This is a genomic window from Dongia sp. P2_B8 (assembly GCF_056404715.1).
On the sequence record NZ_JBFUDM010000005.1, the window covers coordinates 305,035 to 324,842 of the forward strand.

The window sequence follows — 19,808 nt, forward strand, 5'->3', positions numbered from 1 at the left end:
CTCGCTATCGCCTCATCATCCCTTCGGAATCATGATGCAGTAGTATTTCCTGACATATTCCGTGCTCAGCCATTCAACATTGGCGCCCATCGGTACAAAGAAAGTGTCGCCGGCACGATAGGTTTCCTGCCAGCCGTCCGGACTGGACAAGGTGACCGAGCCTTCGAGCAGATGCATCAGCTCGTGGCGTGGAAACGGGATTGCCTTGCGGCGATAGGGGGTCGAATCCCAGACACCCATGGTCCATTGCTTGCTTCCATCCTCGAACCAGTTGCGGCCGCTCTGCTTTGGGCTGGGGCCGATGAGAAGGTTTGCCGCGGGTGATTCTGTCGGTGTGCGATCCAGCGAGGTGTCGATCTTCAAGACCTGCTGCGCACTGGCCTTGGCTGGATCGGCGCCAGACATGTCATCGAAGATCACATAATACTTCTTGATGTAGCCTTCCTGTTTCCATTGGCACACGATGCCTTTGGGAATGACAAAGCTTTCGCCAGCAGACACCTTGGTCTCGCGGCCAGTCGCTTCGACCATGGTGACGCTGCCTTCCAGCACGATCATGAATTCGTTGACTGGATAGGGTCCCATCTTGGTGGTGAAAGCGGTGCAATCCCAGACACCTGCCGTCAGGCCGATCCTGGGGTCGCTGAAATATTCGATGCCGCGCTGGGTTGGTTTGCCGGCGACAAGTTCTGCTGCCGGAATGTCGCTCATCGGCGCCAGACCTTGATTATTTAGGCCGTTCGCGGCGAATTTGATGACCTGCATATCTGAAATATCCCTCTCCCCTGCCCACCACGGCGCGCATTTGACGCGGGAACAAGATCGCGATCAACCCCAGAGTATGAAGGGAATCCGCTTGAATCGACGAGGCGCAGATGGAGATCGACTTTCCAATCGTCACCGCCCGCAAGGCCGGCTAAGCTTTGTTCTTTCATGTTGTCCTTAAGGAGTGTCCACCATGGACCGGCCGCCCTTGCCGCCCTTCACTGCCGAGACTGCAGCGCAGAAAGCGCGGCTTGCCGAAGACGCCTGGAATAGCCGCGATCCGGCCCGCGTGGCGCTCGCTTACACTACCGACAGCCGCTGGCGGAACCGTGCCGAATTTCTGCAGGGGCGCGATGCCATCGAGGCGTTCCTTACCCGCAAATGGCAGCGTGAACTCGACTATCGTCTGATCAAGCAATTGTGGGCCTTCCATGACAATCGGATCGCCGTCCGCTTTGCCTACGAATGGCATGACGATAGCGGCCAATGGTTCCGGTCCTACGGCAATGAGAATTGGGAGTTCGACGAACATGGGCTGATGCGCCTGCGCATCGCCAGCATCAACGATGCGCCCATCAAGGAAGCCGAGCGCAAATATCATTGGCCGCTCGGCCGCCGGCCGGATGACCACCCATCGCTGAGCGATCTGGGATTTTAGGCGCAAGGTCTCCAGGATTAATATCCCAACTCCTAGCTGAGAATTGGTAAGTTTCTCCGCTTTTAGCTGTGCCGATTCAAAGGCCTAGCAGAGATTTTGACGCGACTCAAATTTAAGGTTAATACTTTATTAAGTGATTTGAGCCGTTCTAACACGATCTGGCCCGCCAACTGACAAGCGAGGCCACTGGCAATCTGGGGCAATTTGGGCAAGCGCGCCGGGATCGCGATTTGGGACACTCTGCTTGGACGCACATCTTAACCCAGTTTGAGTGACGCATCGGCGATGAGCACTGCGCGCAGGTATTGGCTGGTCGTCATCGTCGTCATTACCTTTCTGGCCGCCCTCGGCGTCAGCGTGCAGATCCTGATTTCGAGTGCCGTCGACGGGCATCGCAGTTTGAAGAACGTCGCCTGGGCAGCGGCCCAGCTGGAAATCGAATATCTGCAATTCAAGCATGCCTTCGACAGTTACGCCGGGACGGCGCAATCCGTGCCAGCGAGCTTCGTGGCGACGCGTTTTTCCGTGTTCCAGAATCGCATCCGCGTCCTCAAAAAGGAAACCGACCCGACCGAGCTTGCTGCCGATCCCAGCTACGATAAGCTGATAACGGATCTGGAAAAGGCCATCGCTACCGATTCACCGATCCGCCAGGCGATGACGAGCGGGGCCGAGGATGCACGCGACATCGCCCGCAACCGCGTTGCACAGCTCGACTCACCCATTCGCTCCTGGGTGCAGGATGTCATGCTGCATAGCAACCCGGACCGCCAGAAGGAAGAATTGATCGAGGCGGAATTGAAGGCAGCGGCCGTGATGGCAGTGGCTGTCCTGGCGGGAATCGCCCTCATCTTCATCCTGTTGCGCAGCATCAAGCGGCTGGAAGCTTCGCGCGAGCGCGAGCGCGAAGCACGCCTGCGCGTTGATCATGCGAGCCGCGTCAAAGATACCTTCCTTGCGGTCGTGACTCATGAATTGCGCACGCCGCTCAATGCCGTCATCGGCTTTTCCGAACTGATGAAGTCCCGCGCCGGCAAGACCCAGGACAAGGAACTGGTGGCCTGGACCGACGAGGTACTGCTGGCCGGCAAGCATCTCCTGACCCTCGTCAACCAGACCATCGACATGTCGAAGATTTCCGCCGGCAAGCTCGCTCTGTCCCCGGCCGTGTTCGACCTCCGCATCCTGGTTGCCGACAGCGTCACCAGCATCAAGCGGCAAATGAGCGGCGAGGCAAGCCAGGATACGCTTCTGCCCCTCGGCACCAGCCTGCCGGCACAGGACCTGATGATCTGCGCCGACGAGGCCTGGCTGCGACAGGCGCTCCTCAACACCATTCTGCATGGCCGCAAGAATTCGCTCGGTGCCAAGCCCATCACCGTCGCCGTCTCGCGCGACAACGGCCAGGCGACGATCGATATCGGCAATGCCCACGAGGTCGGCACGGACAATCGCGGTCACGACATGGACGGCATGATCGACCCCTTCCTGCAGGGTGAGTTTGGCCACAATCGCGGGACCTATGGTCTCGGCCTGGAACTGCCGATCGCCAAGGCGATCGTCGAAGCCCATGACGGTGTGCTGCGGTACAAGGCTTCGGCCGACGCATTCCGGGTCCTTATCCAGCTGCCGATTAATCTTCCCGCCTGATTTTCCACGCAGCGATTGAGGTCAGCCATGACACTCCTTATGATAGCGCTGTCATCGAACCGATTTGAGCCATGAGGAATTGAAATGCCCTACGTTGCCGCCGAAGACCGCTATGAAAAACTGCCCTATCGCCGCAGCGGCCGACATGGGCTGAAACTGCCCGCCATTTCCTTAGGGCTCTGGCAGAATTTCGGTGGGGTCGACGCGCTGGAAACGCAACGCGCGATCGTCCGCCGCGCCTTCGATCTCGGCGTCACGCATTTCGACCTTGCCAACAATTACGGCCCGCCGCCGGGCTCGGCCGAGGAGAATTTCGGCAAGATCTATGCCCAGGATCTGAAGCCCTACCGTGACGAGATCCTGGTCTCGACCAAGGCCGGGTACCTCATGTGGCCCGGGCCCTATGGCGAATGGGGATCGCGCAAATATGTGCTGGCGAGTCTCGATCAGAGCCTCAAGCGCATGGGCCTGGATTACGTCGACATCTTCTATTCGCACCGCCTCGATCCCGAGACGCCGCTCGAAGAAACCATGATGGCACTCGATCATGCAGTGCGGTCCGGCAAGGCGCTTTATGTCGGCATCTCGTCTTACTCGCCCGAGGCCACAAGGAAGGCGCAGGCGATCCTCAAGGATCTCGGCACCCCTTGCCTCATCCACCAGCCCTCTTATTCGCTGCTCAACCGCTGGGTCGAGGACGGCCTGCTGGACACGCTGGGCGAACTCGGCATTGGGTGTATCGCCTTCTCACCGCTGGCGCAGGGATTTCTCAGCAGCAAGTATCTGAACGGCGTGCCGGCAGATTCGCGCGCGGCGCAGAACGGCTCGTTCCAGCAGAGCTTCCTCACCGACGCCAACCTGCAGCGCATCCGCGGCCTGAACGCCATTGCCGAGAAGCGCGGCCAGTCCTTGGCGCAGATGGCCATCGCCTGGGTGCTGAAGGACCCGCGCATCACCTCTGCCCTGATCGGCGCCCGCAACGTGGCGCAGCTGGAAGATTCACTGGGTGCGTTGAAGAAGCTCACCTTCAGCGCCGAAGAGCTCAAGGAGATTCATGCGCTCGCCACCGATGGCGGGATCGATTTGTGGCGCAAGGGCTCCAGCGACAAGCCGCTGCTGTAACTATGTGAGGCGCTCGGCAATCGCCATGGCGGCCGCAGGGTTTGCAACCTTGTGGCCGCTGATGACGTAAAGAAAGACATCGCGCGCGGTCTTGCCGGCCTTTTGATCGACCACCGTTTCCAACCCCTCCGGCACGCCGCCCGAGCCCCAAGCAAGGGCGCGCTTGGCCCAGAGGTCGAGCGCCTTCTTCCCGTAACCGAGCTTCTCGCCTTCTTTTGTTCCCATGATGCGGGCATAGACGAAGGGCGCGGTGACATCGGCGATCTGCGGATAATCGGAATCAGCTGCGGTGATCACCGCCACGCCATATGATTTGGCGAGCGCGATGAAGTCCGGTGTCTTGAAGCTGTCGTGCCGGACTTCGACCGCATGGCGCAGCTTGCGCCCCTCGACGCTGTCCGGCAGCAGCTTCAGGAAAGCTTCAAAATCAGTGGGGTCGAATTTCTTGGTGCCCATGAATTGCCAGTTGATGGGACCGAGCTTGTTCTTGAGTTCGGTGATCCCGCTGGTGAGAAATCTCTCGATCGACGATCCAGCTTCCGCGAGCACGCGGCGGTTGGTGGCAAAGCGCGGACCTTTGAGGGCGAAGACAAAATCGTCCGGCGTCTCGTCATGCCATTTGGCAAAGCTTTCCGGCTTCTGCGATCCGTAATAGGTGCCGTTGACCTCGATCGAGCTGAGCTTGCTGCTGGCATATTCCAGCTCGCGCTTCTGGGCGAGCCCATCGGGATAGAAGGCGCCGCGCCAGGGCTCGAACGTCCAGCCGCCGATGCCGACACGAATTTGCGCAGTCTGTTGTTTCGCCACGTCAGTCTCTCTTCCATCGGAATGGGGCTGGTATCCTAATCTGCCGCAGTGCCTTCGCCAATCAGCACATAGCGGATGAGGCGCCGGACTTCCGCGATCACGGCCTCGCGCGGAAAGTTGGGATTTCGGACGAGGCGCATCTCCAATCCATCAAACATCGCCCCTATCACCTCCATCCGCGCTTCCAGTTGCCCTTCCGTAAAAGGCGCCCTGCCGCTCTTGAAGATCGTCTCGCGGACGATGTCGTGCACCTTCTTGTCCGCATCCTGCAGCACCTTGCGCACCGTTGGGTTGCGTGCCGCTTCGGCGAAAATCTCCGCTGACAAGGTCGGCCCCTTGCCATCCAGGATGCGCTGAACGATCACGCCCGCATGGTCGACCATGGCGGCCACGATATCCGGACTGCGGCCGATCTCGGCGAACTCGCTTGAGAAGTGCTGCACATCCTCATCGATGATCGCCGCAACGATGGCGTCCTTGTTCTCGAAGTAATGATAGATGTGGCCGACGCTCATGCCGGCTGCCGCCGATATCTCCGCCATGCTGGCGCCATGGAAACCGTGTCGCCGGAAGCATCCCTGGGCTGCATCTAGAACCTGCTGCCGCCTGGCGGCCGTTCGGTCTTCCCGCTGGGGCTTCTGTCCCGGTCCCTGCTTAGGCAGCACCTGATTCTCTGTCACCAACCCCTCCATCCACCCACGTCGCGCGCCGCACTGTCGCAAAAGGGCGGTCAAAAAAACAGCTAGAAATTAGAGCGATCATTCTATATTAATAGATCGAGCGTTCATTCTACAATTGGAAACAAATGGCCCCGAACTGCGTTTGACGCGCCCAGGCGGTCCCTTGATGAGAGTACTTATGATTAATTTCAATATGTTACTTATTATCGGCACAGCCATCCTGCTGGCCGCGTGCGATCAGCCAGCGGCCAGCGTGCCGGTCCAGACGGCGGCACCGGCCGTCGGGGTCCACCTCATCCAGCCGCAGAAAGTGGCGGTCACGGCGGAAATGCCAGGACGCACCTCGGCCTTTCTGGTGTCGGAAGTCCGGCCGCAGGTGGGTGGCATCATCCAGAAGCGGCTCTTTACCGAAGGCACCGATATCGAGGCCGGGCAGGTGCTCTATGAAATCGACCCCGCCACCTATCAGGCGACCCTGGAGAGCGCCCGAGCCGTGCATGCCAAGGCCAAGGCGACTGTCGCCTCGCTGCAATCCAAGGCCAAGCGATATGAGGAACTGGTCGGCATCGACGCAGTCGCGCGGCAGGATTACGATGACGCCTTGTCCTCCCTGAAGGCCGCGCAGGCTGAGATTGCCTATAGCGCTGCCGAGGTGAAGTCCGCCGAAATCAACCTCGCTTATACCAAGATCACCGCGCCGATTTCCGGCCGCATCGGCAAGTCCAGCGTCACCGAAGGCGCCCTGGTGACGGCCAGCCAGACGACGGCGCTCGCCACCATTCAGGATCTGGATGAAATCTATGTCGATGTCACCCAGACAAGTGCCGAATATCTGCGCCTGAAGCGCGACCTGGCGAGCGGCCGGATCACGCGCAGTGGCGCCGACCGAGCTGACGTGACCCTGATGCTGGAAGATGGCAGCGTCTATTCGTCCAAAGGTGTGCTGCAATTTTCCGGCGTCACCGTCGATCAGACGACCGGCAGCATCACCCTGCGTGCCATCTTCCCCAACCCCACACACGAACTGCTGCCCGGCATGTATGTGCGCGCCGTGCTCGACGAAGGCAGCACCGATCGGGCGATCCTGGCACCGCAGCAGGGGATCATGCGCGACGCCAAGGGCGAACCCTACGCGCTCGTCGTAGGTCCGGATGACAAGGTTGAACAGCGCACGCTCAAGACCGATCGCACGATCGGCGACCAATGGCTGGTGAGCGACGGCCTCAAATCCGGCGACCGGCTGATCGTCGACGGCCTGCAGAACATCCGTCCCGGCATCGTCGTCAGGCCGCTCGATCCGGCGCAGCAAGCCGCCGGCGGCAGCGCCGTGGTACAGCCGTAAGCTCAAAGGAGCCATCGCCATGGCGCACTTCTTCATCGACCGCCCGATCTTCGCCTGGGTGATCGCCATCGTCATCATGCTGGCAGGCGCAGCTGCAATCCTGACCCTGCCAGTGGCGCAATATCCGCAGATCGCCCTGCCCTCTGTCTCGATCAGTGCCACCTATCCCGGCGCTTCCGCCAAGACGCTGGAGGATACGGTGACGCAGGTCATCGAGCAGAAGATGAAGGGCATCGACAACCTCGTCTATTTCTCCTCGACCAGCGGTTCCGACGGCAGTGCCAATATTACCCTGACCTTCGCCGCCGGCACCGACGCCGATATTGCGCAGGTCCAGGTCCAGAACAAGCTGCAGCTTGCCACATCCTTGCTGCCCAGCGCCGTTCAGCAGCAGGGCATCACGGTAACCAAGTCGGCCAGCAATTTCCTGATGGTGATGGGCCTCGTCTCCAGCGACGACACGCTCACCCAGGCCGATCTCTCCGATTACGCCGCATCCAATTTGCAGGACCAAATCGCGCGCGTCGACGGCGTGGGCGATGTCAGCATCTTCGGCGCGCAATACGCCATGCGCATCTGGCTCGACCCGGACAAGCTCAACAATTACAAACTGACGCCGGCCGATGTCAGTACGGCGATCACAGCACAGAATGCCCAGGTGGCTGCTGGCCAGATCGGCGGCACCCCCAATGTCAGCGGCCAGCAGCTCAACGCCACGATCACGGCGCAGAGCCGGCTGCAGACGCCGGCGCAGTTCCGCAACATCCTGCTGCGGACCAATACCGATGGTTCGGCCGTACGGCTTGCCGATGTGGCCCGGGTGGAAATCGGCTCGGAAAGCTATGACCTCGTCTCGCGCTTCAATGGCAAGCCGGCAACCGGCATCGCCATCAAGCTCGCGACCGGCGCCAACGCACTCGAGACAGCCACCGCCATCAAGGCGCGAGTAGCCGAACTGTCAGCCTTCTTTCCAACCGGCATGTCGGTGGTCTATCCCTATGACACGACACCGTTCGTGCGGATCTCGATCGAGGAAGTCGTCAAGACGCTGCTGGAAGCCATCGCCCTTGTCTTCCTGGTGATGTACGTCTTCCTACAGAACTTCCGCGCAACGCTCATTCCCACCATCACCGTTCCAGTGGTCCTGCTCGGCACCTTCGGTATCCTTTCCGCCTTCGGCTACTCGATCAACACGCTGACCATGTTCGCCATGGTGCTGGCTATCGGCCTGCTGGTCGACGATGCCATCGTCGTGGTCGAAAATGTCGAACGCGTGATGGCCGAGGAAGGCCTGCCGCCACGCCAGGCGACGCGAAAATCAATGCAGCAGATCACCGGTGCCCTGATCGGCATCGCCCTGGTCCTCTCCGCCGTCTTTGTACCGATGGCGTTCTTCGGCGGCTCGACCGGTGTCATTTACCGGCAATTCTCGGTCACCATCGTGGCAGCCATGGCCCTGTCCGTCCTTATGGCCCTGGTGCTGACGCCAGCGCTTTGCGCGACGCTGCTGAAGCCTGCCGCACAGGGTCATCTGGCCGCGCAGCGCGGGCCATTCGGCTGGTTCAACCGGACTTTTGACGCCGGCAACCGGCACTATCAATCCGCGGTCGGCGGCATCCTCAACCGCGCCAAGCGCTTCCTGGCCATCTATCTGGCGATCGCCGCGGCCATGGCCGTTCTGTTCATGGACCTTCCCACCGCTTTCCTGCCGGAAGAAGACCAGGGCATCCTGTTCGCCCAGGTTCAATTGCCGGTCGGCGCCACTCAGCAGCGCACCCTGCAGGTTCTGCAGCAGGTCGAGCAGCACTTCCTGCAGGATCAGTCGGAAGCCGTAGCTTCTGTCTTCTCGGTTGCTGGCTTCGGCTTTGGCGGCAGCGGTCAGAATAACGGGACGGCGTTCATCAGCCTGAAGGATTGGGATGAGCGCGACCGTGCGGACCTGCGGGCACCCGCCATCATCGGCAAGGCCATGCAGGCATTTGCGAAAATCCGCGACGGCCGGGTGTTCGCCTTCGCACCGCCAGCTGTCCAGGAACTCGGGAATGCCAGCGGCTTTGATCTTGAACTGCAGGATCGCGGTGGCCTCGGCCACGAGGCTCTGCTCGCGGCGCGAAACCAGTTCCTCGGCCTTGCGGCGCAAGATCCGGCCCTATCAGCAGTGCGACCGAACGGACAGGATGACACGCCGGAATTCCAGATCGATGTCGATCTGGCCAAGGCCGGCGCCCTGGGCGTGTCGTCAGCAGATATCAATGCGACCATCAGCACCAGTTGGGGCGGCAGCTATGTCGACGATTTCCTCGACCGCGGCCGTGTGAAGAAGGTCCATCTGCAGGCGGATGCGCCCTTCCGCATGGCGCCGGAAGATATTGGTCGCTGGTATGTGCGCAACAGCGAAGGCGAGATGGTTCCCTTCTCGGCCTTCGCCACGGCGCACTGGGCCCAAGGCTCGCCGCGTCTCGAACGCTACAATGGCATGTCCGCCGTCGAGATTATGGGCCAGCCCGCCACTGGCCATTCATCCGGCGATGCCATGGCTGCGGTCGAACGGATCGCAGCGCAGCTGCCGGCAGGCATCGGCTACGAATGGACCGGGCTTTCCTATCAGGAAAGACTGTCCGGCTCACAGGCGCCGGCGCTTTATGCGATCTCCTTGCTGGTCGTGTTCCTGTGCCTTGCAGCGCTCTACGAGAGCTGGTCGATCCCGGCAGCTGTCATGCTGGTGGTGCCGCTTGGTGTCTTCGGCGCCTTGCTCGCAGCGAAACTGACCGGATTGTCCAACGACATCTACTTTCAGGTGGGACTGCTGACGACCGTCGGTCTGTCGGCCAAGAACGCCATTCTGATCGTCGAGTTCGCAAAGGACCTGCAGGATCGTGGCGCCGATCTCGTCAGCGCGACGCTGGAGGCCGTTCGCCTGCGGCTGCGACCGATTCTGATGACTTCGCTGGCCTTCCTGCTCGGCGTCCTGCCCTTGGCGATCAGCAATGGTGCCGGATCGGGCAGCCAAAATGCCATCGGCATCAGCGTCATGGGCGGCACTTTCTCAGCGACCCTGCTTGGTATCTTTTTCGTACCGCTCTTCTTCGTTCTCGTCCGGCACATCTTCAAGGGCCGCGATCGGGCAACCGACGAGCCGCACAGCGTGCTTGCCGTTGGAAAGGTTGAATGACATGAGACATCTCGTCATCGTCTTGGCGGGCGCGTTCGCGTTGGCCGGCTGCACCATGATTCCCGATTATTTCCGGCCGGACTCGCCGGCCGCGGAAACCTGGCCTACCGGGCCGTCCTATCTGCCGGCAAGCAAGGCCACCAGCATCAAGATCGCAGACATCGCCTGGCAGGATTATTTCGCCGATGCGAAATTGCGCCAACTGATCGGCCTGTCGCTGGCAAACAATCGCGACCTGCGCGTGGCGGTGCTTAATATCGAAAAGGCGCAGGCCGAATATCGCATCTCGCAGGCCGATCTGTTCCCCACCATCAACGCGGGCGGCAGTGCTGACATCACGCGGACCGGCCGGCGCAATACGACGACCGGCAGTGCGGAAACCACGCGCAGCTATTCGGCCAGCGTCACTGTCAGCGCCTATGAACTGGACCTGTTCGGGCGCATCCGCAGCCTCAATGAACAGGCGCTGGAGGAATACTTCTCGACGGTGGAAACCATGCGCTCAACGCAGATCAGCTTGATCGGCGAAGTGGCAACCGCCTATCTGACGCTACAGGCCGACCAGGAGCAGCTGAAACTGGCGCGCGATACGCTGGACAGCCAGCAGCATTCCCTGGACCTGACGCAGCAGACCTTCGAGAAGGGCATCGCCTCGGCGCTCGACGTTCGGCAGGCGGAAACCAGCGTCGACACGGCGCGGCTCGACATCGCACAGTTCACCACGTCTGTGGCGCAGGATCTCAATGCCTTGACCCTGCTGGTCGGTTCCTCGGTTCCGGAATATCTTTTGCCGGACGGCGTGCTCGGCAACGTCACCGCGATGACCGATGTTCCGGGCGATCTCCCCTCCGAGGTGCTGCAGGCACGGCCGGACGTGGTGGCCGCCGAACACAGTCTGAAGGCTGCCAACGCCAATATCGGTGCTGCCCGCGCCGCCTTCTTTCCCAAGATCACATTGACCGCCAGCAATGGCAGTGTCAGCGATGCCATGTCCACCTTGTTCAAGGCCGGCACCGGCGGGTGGAGCTTTGCCCCGGACATCGTTCTGCCGATCTTCGATATGGGATCGAATCAGGCCAACCTGGATGCGGCAAAGGTCGACAAGAGCATCGAGATTGCCACCTATGAAAAGACCATCCAGACTGCGTTCCGCGAAGTGGCGGACGCGCTGGCGCAGCGCGGCACGATCGACGAGCAGCTCGCCGCCCAGCAATCACTGGTCGATTCCACGGCAGCCAGCTATCACCTTTCGACCGAGCGCTATAAGAAGGGTGTCTCCAGCTATCTCGATGTCCTCGATTCACAGCGGTCGCTCTACACGGCCGAGCAGGACCTCATCAACATCCGCCTCGACAAGCAGGCCAATCTGATCACGCTCTACAAGGTGCTGGGCGGCGGCTGGAAACAGCCGGCACTAGCCGATGCCCGCTGAGTCTTGTCCAGCGTCGATCTGGATCATTAAATTGCTGCCGAAACAATGCGTTAATACCTGAATTGTTCGCGTGCAAAGCCTGGGCTAGAGTTAGGGTCAGCCGGAACGAGATGTCGTTCAGACACGAGCCGGTCAAACGGAGGAAATGCACCCGTGGTCCCCGCACACGAGCCCTGGCTCGTCGCACTTTCTTTGCTGGTCGCATTCCAAGGCAGCTATGTCGGGCTGCACCTTGCCCGTCAGATTCGGACCGCGCGCGGCGGGTCGCAACGCACTCTCATCACCGGATCGGCGCTGACCCTGGCGCTGGGTATCTGGACCATGCATTTCGTCGGCATGCTGGCCGTGCAATTGCCGGTCGCGGTCGATTTCCTGGTCCTGCCCACGCTGCTCTCCTTCCTCGTCTGCGTGCTGGTGGTGGGTTTTGCCGTCTTTGCCGTTGGTACCGGTGCGCCCAATCGCCTGCGCGCCTCGCTGGCAGCGATCTTCATGGGGGGCGGTATCGTCAGCATGCATTATCTCGGCATGTATGCACTCCATGCCAGCGCGCATATGACCCATGATCCATTCCGGGTAGCCGCCAGTGTCGTCATCGGCGTCGGCGCTTCCGGTATCTCGCTCTGGTTCGGCTTCGGCGTCGGCGCCAACCGGCCGGTCCTGGTGCCGGCGATCATCATGGCGCTGGCCATTTCGGCCATGCACTACACGGCCATGGCGGGGCTGACGCTGCACCTTCATGGCGGCATGGTGCAGCCCGGCATGCCGGCCTTGTCGCCTGGCCTCCTCGCCATTGTGGTCTCGGTGGTGGCCTTCGTGGTCTCCGGCCTCTTCCTCCTCACCCTGGTGCCAGCACCTACGCAGGCCGAGACGGTGGCGGAGATCCACGAGGTACCGGCCTCAACGTCCGTCGAGACCCTGCCGCTGCCGCTCACCCCAGCACCCTTGCCGCACCGCACCCTGCCGGTGGAAAAGGATGGGCGGCGCCTCCATCTCGACATCGCGCGCCTCGTCGCGGTCCAGGCCCAGGCGCATTACACCAGCCTGTTCGATGGCGAGACCATCTGGTTCTGCCCGCTGCCCATCTCCGAAGTCGAGGCGGTGCTCGATCCGCTGGTCTTCGCCCGTGTCCATCGCAGCCATATCGTCAACCTCGATCGCATTGCGGCGGTGCGGAAAGCAGCCGATTCGGATGTGGTCGCGATGGCGGCCAAGACGCCCTATCAGGCACCGGTCAGCCGCTCGCGGCGCAGCTGGCTGAAGCAGCGCCTGGATGAACGGGCGAGCGCTGCCTAGATGCCCCTGAATGGGGCAGATTATTTGACGCACTTCGTACAGCCAAACCGCCATTCGTGCACGGAACCGCCATTCCGTGCACGTCGCGTTGTCGCCACATCACAGCCGTTTCTATCGTTGGAACAATAAGAAGAGTTGCTACCCAACCGGCAGCCAGTTCCACGGAGGAAACATTGATCCCGGGACCCTTTATCTATCATCGCCCGTCCAGCGTTGCTGAGGCGGTCGCGGTGCTCGCGGCCCATGGTGACGAGGCACGTCCCCTCGCGGGTGGCCACAGTCTTATCCCCATGATGAAATTGCGCATGGCGACGCCGGAGCATCTGGTGGACCTCGGTGCCATCAAGGAGCTTTCCGGCATCCGTGCCGATGGATCGGACATCGTCATCGGCGCCACCACGACCCAGGCGGAGATGATCAAATCCGATCTGCTGTCGACGCAATTGCCTCTCATTCGCGAGGCCGCCTTGCAGATCGCGGACCCGCAAATCAGGTCCAAAGGGACGCTCGGCGGCAACGTCGCCAATGGCGATCCGGGCAACGACATGCCGGCCGTCATGCAATGTCTGAATGCCCGCTATGTGCTCCAGGGCAAGGGGGGCGAACGCATCGTGGCAGCGCGCGACTTCTACCAGGGCGCCTATTTTACCGCCTTGCAGCAGGACGAGATCCTGGTCGCGGTCCGCATTCCGACCCCGCCGGCCAGGCATGGATTCGCTTATGAGAAGCTGAAGCGGAAGATCGGCGATTACGCGACGGCAGCGGCGGCCGTGATCCTCACCGTCAGCGGTGGCAAGGTGGCCACAGCCGCCATCACCCTCACCAATGTCGCCGCGACACCTTTGGTGGCGGAAGCAGCGAGCAAACTGGTGATCGGCAGCAATTGCGATGCCACCACGGTGAAGCGTGCCGCGGAAGCGGCCAAGGCGATCACCGATCCAGCCACCGATGGCCGGGGAACGGCCGCCTATCGTCGCGAAATGGCCGGCGTGATGACCGTCCGCGCCCTTGTCAAAGCCTTCGCCCGCGCCAAGACCGGAGCCTAACCATGACAGACACGATCGAGCAGGTGGCGGTTGCCGTCACCGTCAACGGCAAGCGCGTGAAGCGTTTCGTCGATCCGCGCACCCTCCTCATCCATTTCCTGCGCGAGGAAATGAACCTGACTGGCTCGCATATCGGCTGCGAGACCAGCCATTGCGGCGCCTGCACGGTGGAAATGGACGGCCTCTCCGTGAAATCCTGCACGGTCTTTGCGGTCCAGGCGAATGACACGGCGGTCAACACGGTCGAGGGCCTGGCCAACGCCGACGGCACGCTCCATGCGCTGCAGGAAGGTTTCCGGCAGATGCATGGGTTGCAATGCGGCTTCTGCACACCGGGCATGCTGATGCGCGCCAAGGTGCTGCTGGCCGAAAACCCCGATCCATCCGAGGATGAGATCCGCTTCGGCATCGCCGGCAACCTCTGTCGTTGCACTGGCTACCAGAACATCGTCAAAGCCATCCAGTACGCCGCCGCCAAATTGAACGGCCGTACCTTCAAGGAGGCCGCCGAATGAACGACATGACCCCCACACCGGAACAACGCGAAGCCCGCCTCGAAGGAGTGGGGTGCAAGAGGAAGCGTGTCGAGGATGTCCGCTTCACCCAGGGCAAGGGCAATTATGTCGACGACATCAAGATGCCCGGCATGCTGCACGGCGATTTCGTGCGCTCACAATATGCCCATGCCAGGATCAAGAAGATCGATGCCAGCCGGGCCAAGGCTTTGCCCGGCGTTATCGCAATCCTCACCGCCGAGGATCTGAAGCCCCTGGGCCTCCATTGGATGCCGACGCTGGCCGGCGACGTGCAGGCCGTGCTGGCGGATGGCAAGGTTTGTTTCCAGAACCAGGAAATCGCCTTCGTCATCGCCACCGACCGCTACATCACCGATGATGCCATCCAGCTGATCGATGTCGAATATGAAGAGCTGCCGGTGGTGATCGATCCCTTTAAGGCGATGCTGCCGGATGCGCCCGTCCTGCGCCCGGACCTCGACGGCAAGATGACCGGGTCCCATGGCGCCAGGAAGCACCACAATCATATTTTCGAATGGACCATCGGCGACAAGGAGGAAACGGACATCGCCTTTTCCAAGGCCGAGGTCACGATCAAGGAACTGATCTCGTATCACCGCACGCATCCCTCACCGCTTGAGACCTGCCAATGCCTGGCCAGCTTCGACAAGATCAAGGGCGAGCTGACCGTCTATGGCACGTTCCAGGCACCGCATGTGATCCGCACGGTGGCTTCGCTCCTGTCGAAGATCCCGGAGCATAAAATCCACGTCATCGCCCCGGATATCGGCGGCGGCTTCGGCAATAAGGTCGGCGCCTATGCCGGCTATATATGCTCGATCGTGGCCTCTATCGTCACCGGCGTGCCAGTGAAATGGGTCGAGGACCGGATGGAGAACCTCTCCACCACCTCTTTCGCCCGCGACTATCACATGACGACCGAAATCGCCGCCACCAAGGAAGGCAAGGTCACCGGCCTGCGCGTCCATGTGTTGGCCGACCACGGAGCATTCGATGCCTGTGCCGATCCCTCCAAATGGCCGGCCGGCTTCTTCAACATCGTAACCGGCTCCTATGATTTCCCGGTGGCTCATGTCGCCGTTGACGGCGTCTATACCAACAAGGCGCCGGGTGGCGTCGCCTATCGCTGCTCCTTCCGCGTCACGGAAGCCGCCTATTGCATCGAGCGGGCGATGGACATATTGGCGCAGAAGCTCGGCATAGATCCCGCCGATCTCAGGATGAAGAACTTCATCCGCCGCGAACAATTCCCCTATCAGTCCGCCTTGGGCTGGGAATATGACAGCGGCGACTACCACCTCGCCATGCAGAAGGCGATGGATGCGATCGGCTACAAGGCGCTGCGTGCGGAGCAGAAGGCAAAGCAGGCGGCGTTCAAGCGCGGCGAAACGCGCGAGATCATGGGATTGGGCGTCAGCTTCTTCACTGAGATCGTCGGCGCCGGACCTTCCAAGAATTGCGACATCCTCGGAATCGCCATGTTCGACTCGGCCGAGATCCGCATCCACCCCACCGGCTCGATCATCGCCCGCATGGGATCGAAGAGCCAGGGTCAGGGGCATGAAACGACCTGGGCGCAGATTATCGCGACCGAACTCGGCATTCCGTCCGATGACATCATGATCGAGGAAGGCAATACCGATACGGCGCCCTATGGTCTTGGCACCTATGGCTCACGCTCGACGCCGGTCGCAGGTGCCGCCATCGCCATGGCGGCGCGCAAGATCAAGAACAAGGCGCAGATGATCGCTGCACACCTGCTGGAGGTGTCGGAATACGATCTCGAATGGGATATCGACGGCTTCCGGGTCAAAGGAAATCCCAGCCGCGCCAAGACCATGAAGGAAATCGCCTGGGCGGCCTATAATTCGCCGCCGCCCGGTTTGGAGCCGGGCTTGGAAGCGGTCAATTATTACGACCCACCTAACATGACCTATCCCTTCGGGGCCTATTTCTGCGTCATGGATATCGATGTCGATACCGGTGTCGCAAAAACACGGCGCTTTTATGCGCTGGACGATTGCGGCACGCGGATCAACCCCATGATCATCGAGGGCCAGGTGCATGGCGGCTTGACCGAGGCCTTCGCCATCGCCATGGGCCAGGAGATCAAATATGACGAGATGGGGAATGTGATGGGGGCGTCCTTCATGGACTTCTTCATCCCAACCGCCGTCGAGACGCCAAAATGGGAGACCGATTTCACCGTGACCCCGTCGCCGCATCACCCGATCGGCGCCAAGGGCGTCGGCGAAAGCCCCAATGTGGGCGGTGTCCCGGCTTTCTCCAACGCCGTCAACGATGCTTTCCAGTTCTTAGGGAGCACCCACATCCAGATGCCGCATGATGCCTGGCGCATCTGGGAAGTCGGCCAGAAGCTCGGTGCCTGACCCTCGACTGATGGAGCAGAAGCAGGACATCGCGGACCGCCTCGCCGCCATCGGCTATATCGCCGATGGCGAGCTGGCGACAGCCCTTGTCTTGATGGACATGCTGAAGCGCCCGCTGCTGGTGGAAGGTCCGGCCGGTGTCGGCAAGACCGAGATTGCAAAGGCCCTGGCCGCCATGCACGGGACTGAGCTTATCCGGCTGCAATGCTATGAGGGGCTGGATCGCAGTGACGCCCTTTATGAATGGAATTACCAGCGTCAGCTCCTCGCCATCAAGGCGCGCGAGGGGCAGGATGCCGAGGCAACCGAGGCCCATGTCTTCTCGGAAGCCTATCTGATGGAGCGGCCTTTGCTGGCCGCGATCCGCCGACCGGTAGCGCCCGTGCTGCTCATTGACGAGATCGATCGCGCCGATGAGGAATTCGAGGCCTTCCTGCTGGAGATCCTCTCCGACTTCCAGGTGTCGATCCCGGAACTGGGGACGATCAAGGCACTCACCATCCCGCGCGTGGTGCTGACCTCCAATGACACGCGCGAGCTCTCCGACGCGCTGCGCCGGCGCTGCCTCTATCACGCGCTGGATTTCCCGGAGGTGGATCGGGAAGCTCGCATCCTGCTCACCCGCCTGCCCGGCATTGACACGAATCTGGCGCTGCAGATCGCGCGCCTGATGCAGGAGATCCGGTGCCAGGAATTAAGCAAGATGCCCGGCATCGCCGAGACGCTGGATTGGGCCGCGGCCCTGGTCGGACTCAAGGTAACCAGGCTCGAGGAAGATCGCGCGGCCGTTTACGAGACGCTGAGCTGCGTGTTGAAGACCCGCGAGGATCGCGCGCGCATCAGCCGCGAGGTGGCTGAGCGTCTCATCGGCAAGGTGGCGTGAGATGAGCTTGCGGACGGCAGAAGATCTTGGCCCCGCTGCGCGGCAGAGGCTCGCCGGCTTCGTCCGCACCCTGCGCGACAATGGGTTCAAGGTGGGCCTTGCCGAGAGCGCCGATGCGTTGCGCATATTGTCGGAGAACGGCATCGACCGTGCGGCAAAGGCGCGGCCGGCCTTGAAGGCGCTGCTCTGTGGCCGCCGCTCGGATTGGCAGGCGTTCGATATCCTGTTTGACGCCTATTGGAGCGGGCGCAACGTCAAGATTCGCATACCGATTTCCGGCAACGCAGCACTCGCCAATCAGCGAACCATCAAGACCCTCTCCGAGCAAGCGACGCAGAGTGGCGAAACCAGCCTGCCCAGCGATGTCGAGCGGCACGAAGACGATGCAAAGGAAGATGCCGCGCCTGCGGGAAAACGCGAGGGCGCCAGCCGGTTTGAGACTCTGGCGCACACAGATTTCCGCAAGATTGCCGATCCCGATGCCATCGCGGCAGCGCATAAATTGGCGGAACGCCTGTCGCGCAAGATGCGGACCCACCTCACCCGGCGTGAGCGGATCGCCAAACGCGGCCGCCGCATCGATTTACGGCGCACCATCCATGCCAGCCTCGGCACCGGTGGGACACCATTGCATCTCGTCTTCCGGAAACCGCGACATAAGCCGCTGCGCCTTGTGATCCTGCTCGATGCCTCCGGCTCGATGAGCCTCTATACCGCCGTGTTCGTGCGCTTCGTCCATGGCGTGCTGGACCATTTCCGTGAGGCAGAGGCCTTCCTGTTCCATACGCGACTCATCCATGTCTCTGATGCGCTGCGTGAAAAGGATACCGGACGTGCCCTTGACCGATTGGGGCTGATGGCCGAGGGAGTGGGGGGTGGCACGCGGGTCGGTGAATCCCTAGCGACCTTCAATCGCTGGCACGCCGCCCGCGTCGTCCATTCCAGGACCTGCGTCATGATCTTCTCGGACGGCTATGACACGAGCGATCCGGACCTGCTCGACGCCGAGATGGCGCATCTCAGACGCCGTTGCCGGCGCATCGTCTGGCTCAATCCGCTGATCGGCTGGGAAGGCTATGAGCCATCGGCACGTGGCATGGCGGCTGCCCTGCCCCACATCGATCTGTTTGCACCTGCCCACACGCTGGCGAGCCTGGCCGCCCTCGAACCCTATCTTGCGCGTTTGTGACGGAGGATCTGATGATGCCGACACATCCCGAAATCCTCGACCTCGTCGCCAGCCTCAAGGCCAAGGGCGAAGTATTTGTGCTGGCAACGGTGGTGCGTACCGTCTCGGTCACCGCCGCCAAGGCCGGCGCGAAGGCCGTCATTCGCGCCGACGGCGCCATTTCCGACGGTTGGATCGGCGGTGGCTGCGCGCGGGCGGCGGTATTGAAGGCCGCCAAGGAATCGCTGGCCGATGGGCGGCCGCGGCTGGTCTCGATCCAGCCCAAGGATCTGCTCGCAGAACAGGGCCTGCGCCCGGGCGAGGAGCGCAACGGCGTCCGTTTTGCCCGCAACGTCTGCCCCAGCCAGGGAACCATGGATGTGTTCGTCGAACCGATGCTGCCGCGTCCCAACCTCATCGTCATGGGGGCAAGCCCCGTGGCCGTGGCACTCGCTGAACTGGCGCCGAGGTTTGGCTATCAACTGACCGTCTGCGCCATGCCCGAAGACCAGCATCTTTTTGCCGAGGCCGACCGACGGGTCGACGGTTTCACCCTGCCGCCCAGCAATGAGCCACAGGCCTATATCGTCGTCTCGACACAGGGGCGTGATGACGAGGTGGCCCTGAAGGCGGCCGTCCTCAGCACGGCAGGCCATATCGGTTTTGTCGGCAGCCGGCGCAAGATTGCGGCGATCACCGAAACTCTTATAGCCGAAGGCGTGCCGGCCGAACGACTCGCCCGCGTCAAAGGACCCGCCGGGCTCGATATCGGTGCCATCACGGCGGATGAGATCGCGCTTTCCATCATTGCTGAAATCATCGCGCTGCGCCGCAAGGGCGACCGTGCGACCATCACGAATTGAG

Annotated in this window: 16 protein-coding genes; 13 read left to right on the forward strand and 3 right to left on the reverse strand. The window is 61.6% G+C overall.

The features are described from left to right. Positions 1-15: 15 nt before the first annotated feature. On the reverse strand, positions 16-765 hold the full coding sequence (locus tag AC1DWZ_RS16605) for a cupin domain-containing protein (RefSeq protein ID WP_477170032.1): 750 nt from the start codon (positions 763-765) through the stop codon (positions 16-18). A 193-nt stretch (positions 766-958) separates the two neighbouring features. Here AC1DWZ_RS16605 and AC1DWZ_RS16610 point away from each other — a divergent pair, with 193 nt between their 5' ends. From AC1DWZ_RS16610 to mgrA, 3 genes are all read left to right on the forward strand, one after another. After that, a complete protein-coding gene (locus AC1DWZ_RS16610) occupies positions 959-1,423 on the forward strand; it encodes a nuclear transport factor 2 family protein (protein WP_477170033.1) in 465 nt (154 codons plus the stop codon). Between the two features lie 285 nt (positions 1,424-1,708). Beyond that, a complete protein-coding gene (locus AC1DWZ_RS16615) occupies positions 1,709-3,073 on the forward strand; it encodes a sensor histidine kinase (RefSeq protein ID WP_477170034.1) in 1,365 nt (454 codons plus the stop codon). Positions 3,074-3,157: 84 nt separating this feature from the next. Beyond that, positions 3,158-4,195, forward strand: a complete 1,038-nt coding sequence (mgrA, locus tag AC1DWZ_RS16620) for an L-glyceraldehyde 3-phosphate reductase (protein ID WP_477170035.1) — start codon at positions 3,158-3,160, stop codon at positions 4,193-4,195. On the opposite strand, the gene AC1DWZ_RS16625 is transcribed toward mgrA, so the two are convergent. Further along, positions 4,196-5,002: a DUF72 domain-containing protein gene (locus tag AC1DWZ_RS16625; RefSeq protein WP_477170036.1), complete on the reverse strand. Its 807-nt coding sequence runs from the start codon at positions 5,000-5,002 to the stop codon at positions 4,196-4,198. A 35-nt stretch (positions 5,003-5,037) separates the two neighbouring features. Then, a complete protein-coding gene (locus AC1DWZ_RS16630) occupies positions 5,038-5,682 on the reverse strand; it encodes a TetR/AcrR family transcriptional regulator (protein WP_477170037.1) in 645 nt (214 codons plus the stop codon). A gap of 178 nt (positions 5,683-5,860) precedes the next feature. On the opposite strand from AC1DWZ_RS16630, the gene AC1DWZ_RS16635 reads away from it, so the two are divergent. The 10 genes from AC1DWZ_RS16635 to AC1DWZ_RS16680 all read left to right on the forward strand — a co-directional run bounded on the left by AC1DWZ_RS16635 (position 5,861) and on the right by AC1DWZ_RS16680 (position 19,807). Next, positions 5,861-7,024: an efflux RND transporter periplasmic adaptor subunit gene (locus AC1DWZ_RS16635; RefSeq protein ID WP_477170038.1), complete on the forward strand. Its 1,164-nt coding sequence runs from the start codon at positions 5,861-5,863 to the stop codon at positions 7,022-7,024. A 19-nt stretch (positions 7,025-7,043) separates the two neighbouring features. Beyond that, a complete protein-coding gene (locus AC1DWZ_RS16640) occupies positions 7,044-10,196 on the forward strand; it encodes an efflux RND transporter permease subunit (RefSeq protein WP_477170039.1) in 3,153 nt (1,050 codons plus the stop codon). 1 nt (position 10,197) lies between these two features. Beyond that, positions 10,198-11,628: an AdeC/AdeK/OprM family multidrug efflux complex outer membrane factor gene (adeC, locus tag AC1DWZ_RS16645; protein WP_477170040.1), complete on the forward strand. Its 1,431-nt coding sequence runs from the start codon at positions 10,198-10,200 to the stop codon at positions 11,626-11,628. A 153-nt stretch (positions 11,629-11,781) separates the two neighbouring features. After that, a complete protein-coding gene (locus AC1DWZ_RS16650; RefSeq protein ID WP_477170041.1) occupies positions 11,782-12,921 on the forward strand; it encodes an MHYT domain-containing protein in 1,140 nt (379 codons plus the stop codon). A gap of 173 nt (positions 12,922-13,094) precedes the next feature. Beyond that, on the forward strand, positions 13,095-13,967 hold the full coding sequence (locus tag AC1DWZ_RS16655; protein ID WP_477170042.1) for an FAD binding domain-containing protein: 873 nt from the start codon (positions 13,095-13,097) through the stop codon (positions 13,965-13,967). Positions 13,968-13,969: 2 nt separating this feature from the next. After that, complete coding sequence (locus AC1DWZ_RS16660) at positions 13,970-14,482, forward strand: (2Fe-2S)-binding protein (RefSeq protein WP_477170043.1); 513 nt, start codon at positions 13,970-13,972, stop codon at positions 14,480-14,482. Next, a complete protein-coding gene (locus tag AC1DWZ_RS16665) occupies positions 14,479-16,893 on the forward strand; it encodes an aerobic carbon-monoxide dehydrogenase large subunit (protein ID WP_477170044.1) in 2,415 nt (804 codons plus the stop codon). Before AC1DWZ_RS16660 ends, AC1DWZ_RS16665 begins: the two co-directional genes overlap by 4 nt. Then, entirely contained in the window at positions 16,886-17,776 is an 891-nt protein-coding gene (locus AC1DWZ_RS16670; RefSeq protein WP_477170045.1) for an AAA family ATPase, read from the forward strand. The genes AC1DWZ_RS16665 and AC1DWZ_RS16670 overlap by 8 nt, the downstream gene beginning before the upstream one ends. 1 nt (position 17,777) lies before the next feature. Further along, the gene (locus tag AC1DWZ_RS16675; protein ID WP_477170046.1) at positions 17,778-18,965 is read left to right on the forward strand and encodes a vWA domain-containing protein; all 1,188 of its coding nucleotides are present in this window, start codon (positions 17,778-17,780) and stop codon (positions 18,963-18,965) included. 11 nt (positions 18,966-18,976) lie between these two features. Next, complete coding sequence (locus AC1DWZ_RS16680; RefSeq protein ID WP_477170047.1) at positions 18,977-19,807, forward strand: XdhC family protein; 831 nt, start codon at positions 18,977-18,979, stop codon at positions 19,805-19,807. The last annotated feature ends 1 nt before the right edge of the window (position 19,808 follow it).

What these genes read in the sequence shown, in the direction of transcription:
- AC1DWZ_RS16605 (WP_477170032.1), bottom strand. Translation starts at nt 765, where the DNA reads ATGCAGGTCATCAAATTCGCCGCGAACGGCCTAAATAATCAAGGTCTG.
- AC1DWZ_RS16610 (WP_477170033.1), top strand. Translation starts at nt 959, where the DNA reads ATGGACCGGCCGCCCTTGCCGCCCTTCACTGCCGAGACTGCAGCGCAG.
- AC1DWZ_RS16615 (WP_477170034.1), top strand. Translation starts at nt 1,709, where the DNA reads ATGAGCACTGCGCGCAGGTATTGGCTGGTCGTCATCGTCGTCATTACC.
- mgrA (WP_477170035.1), top strand. Translation starts at nt 3,158, where the DNA reads ATGCCCTACGTTGCCGCCGAAGACCGCTATGAAAAACTGCCCTATCGC.
- AC1DWZ_RS16635 (WP_477170038.1), top strand. Translation starts at nt 5,861, where the DNA reads ATGATTAATTTCAATATGTTACTTATTATCGGCACAGCCATCCTGCTG.
- AC1DWZ_RS16640 (WP_477170039.1), top strand. Translation starts at nt 7,044, where the DNA reads ATGGCGCACTTCTTCATCGACCGCCCGATCTTCGCCTGGGTGATCGCC.
- adeC (WP_477170040.1), top strand. Translation starts at nt 10,198, where the DNA reads ATGAGACATCTCGTCATCGTCTTGGCGGGCGCGTTCGCGTTGGCCGGC.
- AC1DWZ_RS16660 (WP_477170043.1), top strand. Translation starts at nt 13,970, where the DNA reads ATGACAGACACGATCGAGCAGGTGGCGGTTGCCGTCACCGTCAACGGC.
- AC1DWZ_RS16665 (WP_477170044.1), top strand. Translation starts at nt 14,479, where the DNA reads ATGAACGACATGACCCCCACACCGGAACAACGCGAAGCCCGCCTCGAA.
- AC1DWZ_RS16675 (WP_477170046.1), top strand. Translation starts at nt 17,778, where the DNA reads ATGAGCTTGCGGACGGCAGAAGATCTTGGCCCCGCTGCGCGGCAGAGG.
- AC1DWZ_RS16680 (WP_477170047.1), top strand. Translation starts at nt 18,977, where the DNA reads ATGATGCCGACACATCCCGAAATCCTCGACCTCGTCGCCAGCCTCAAG.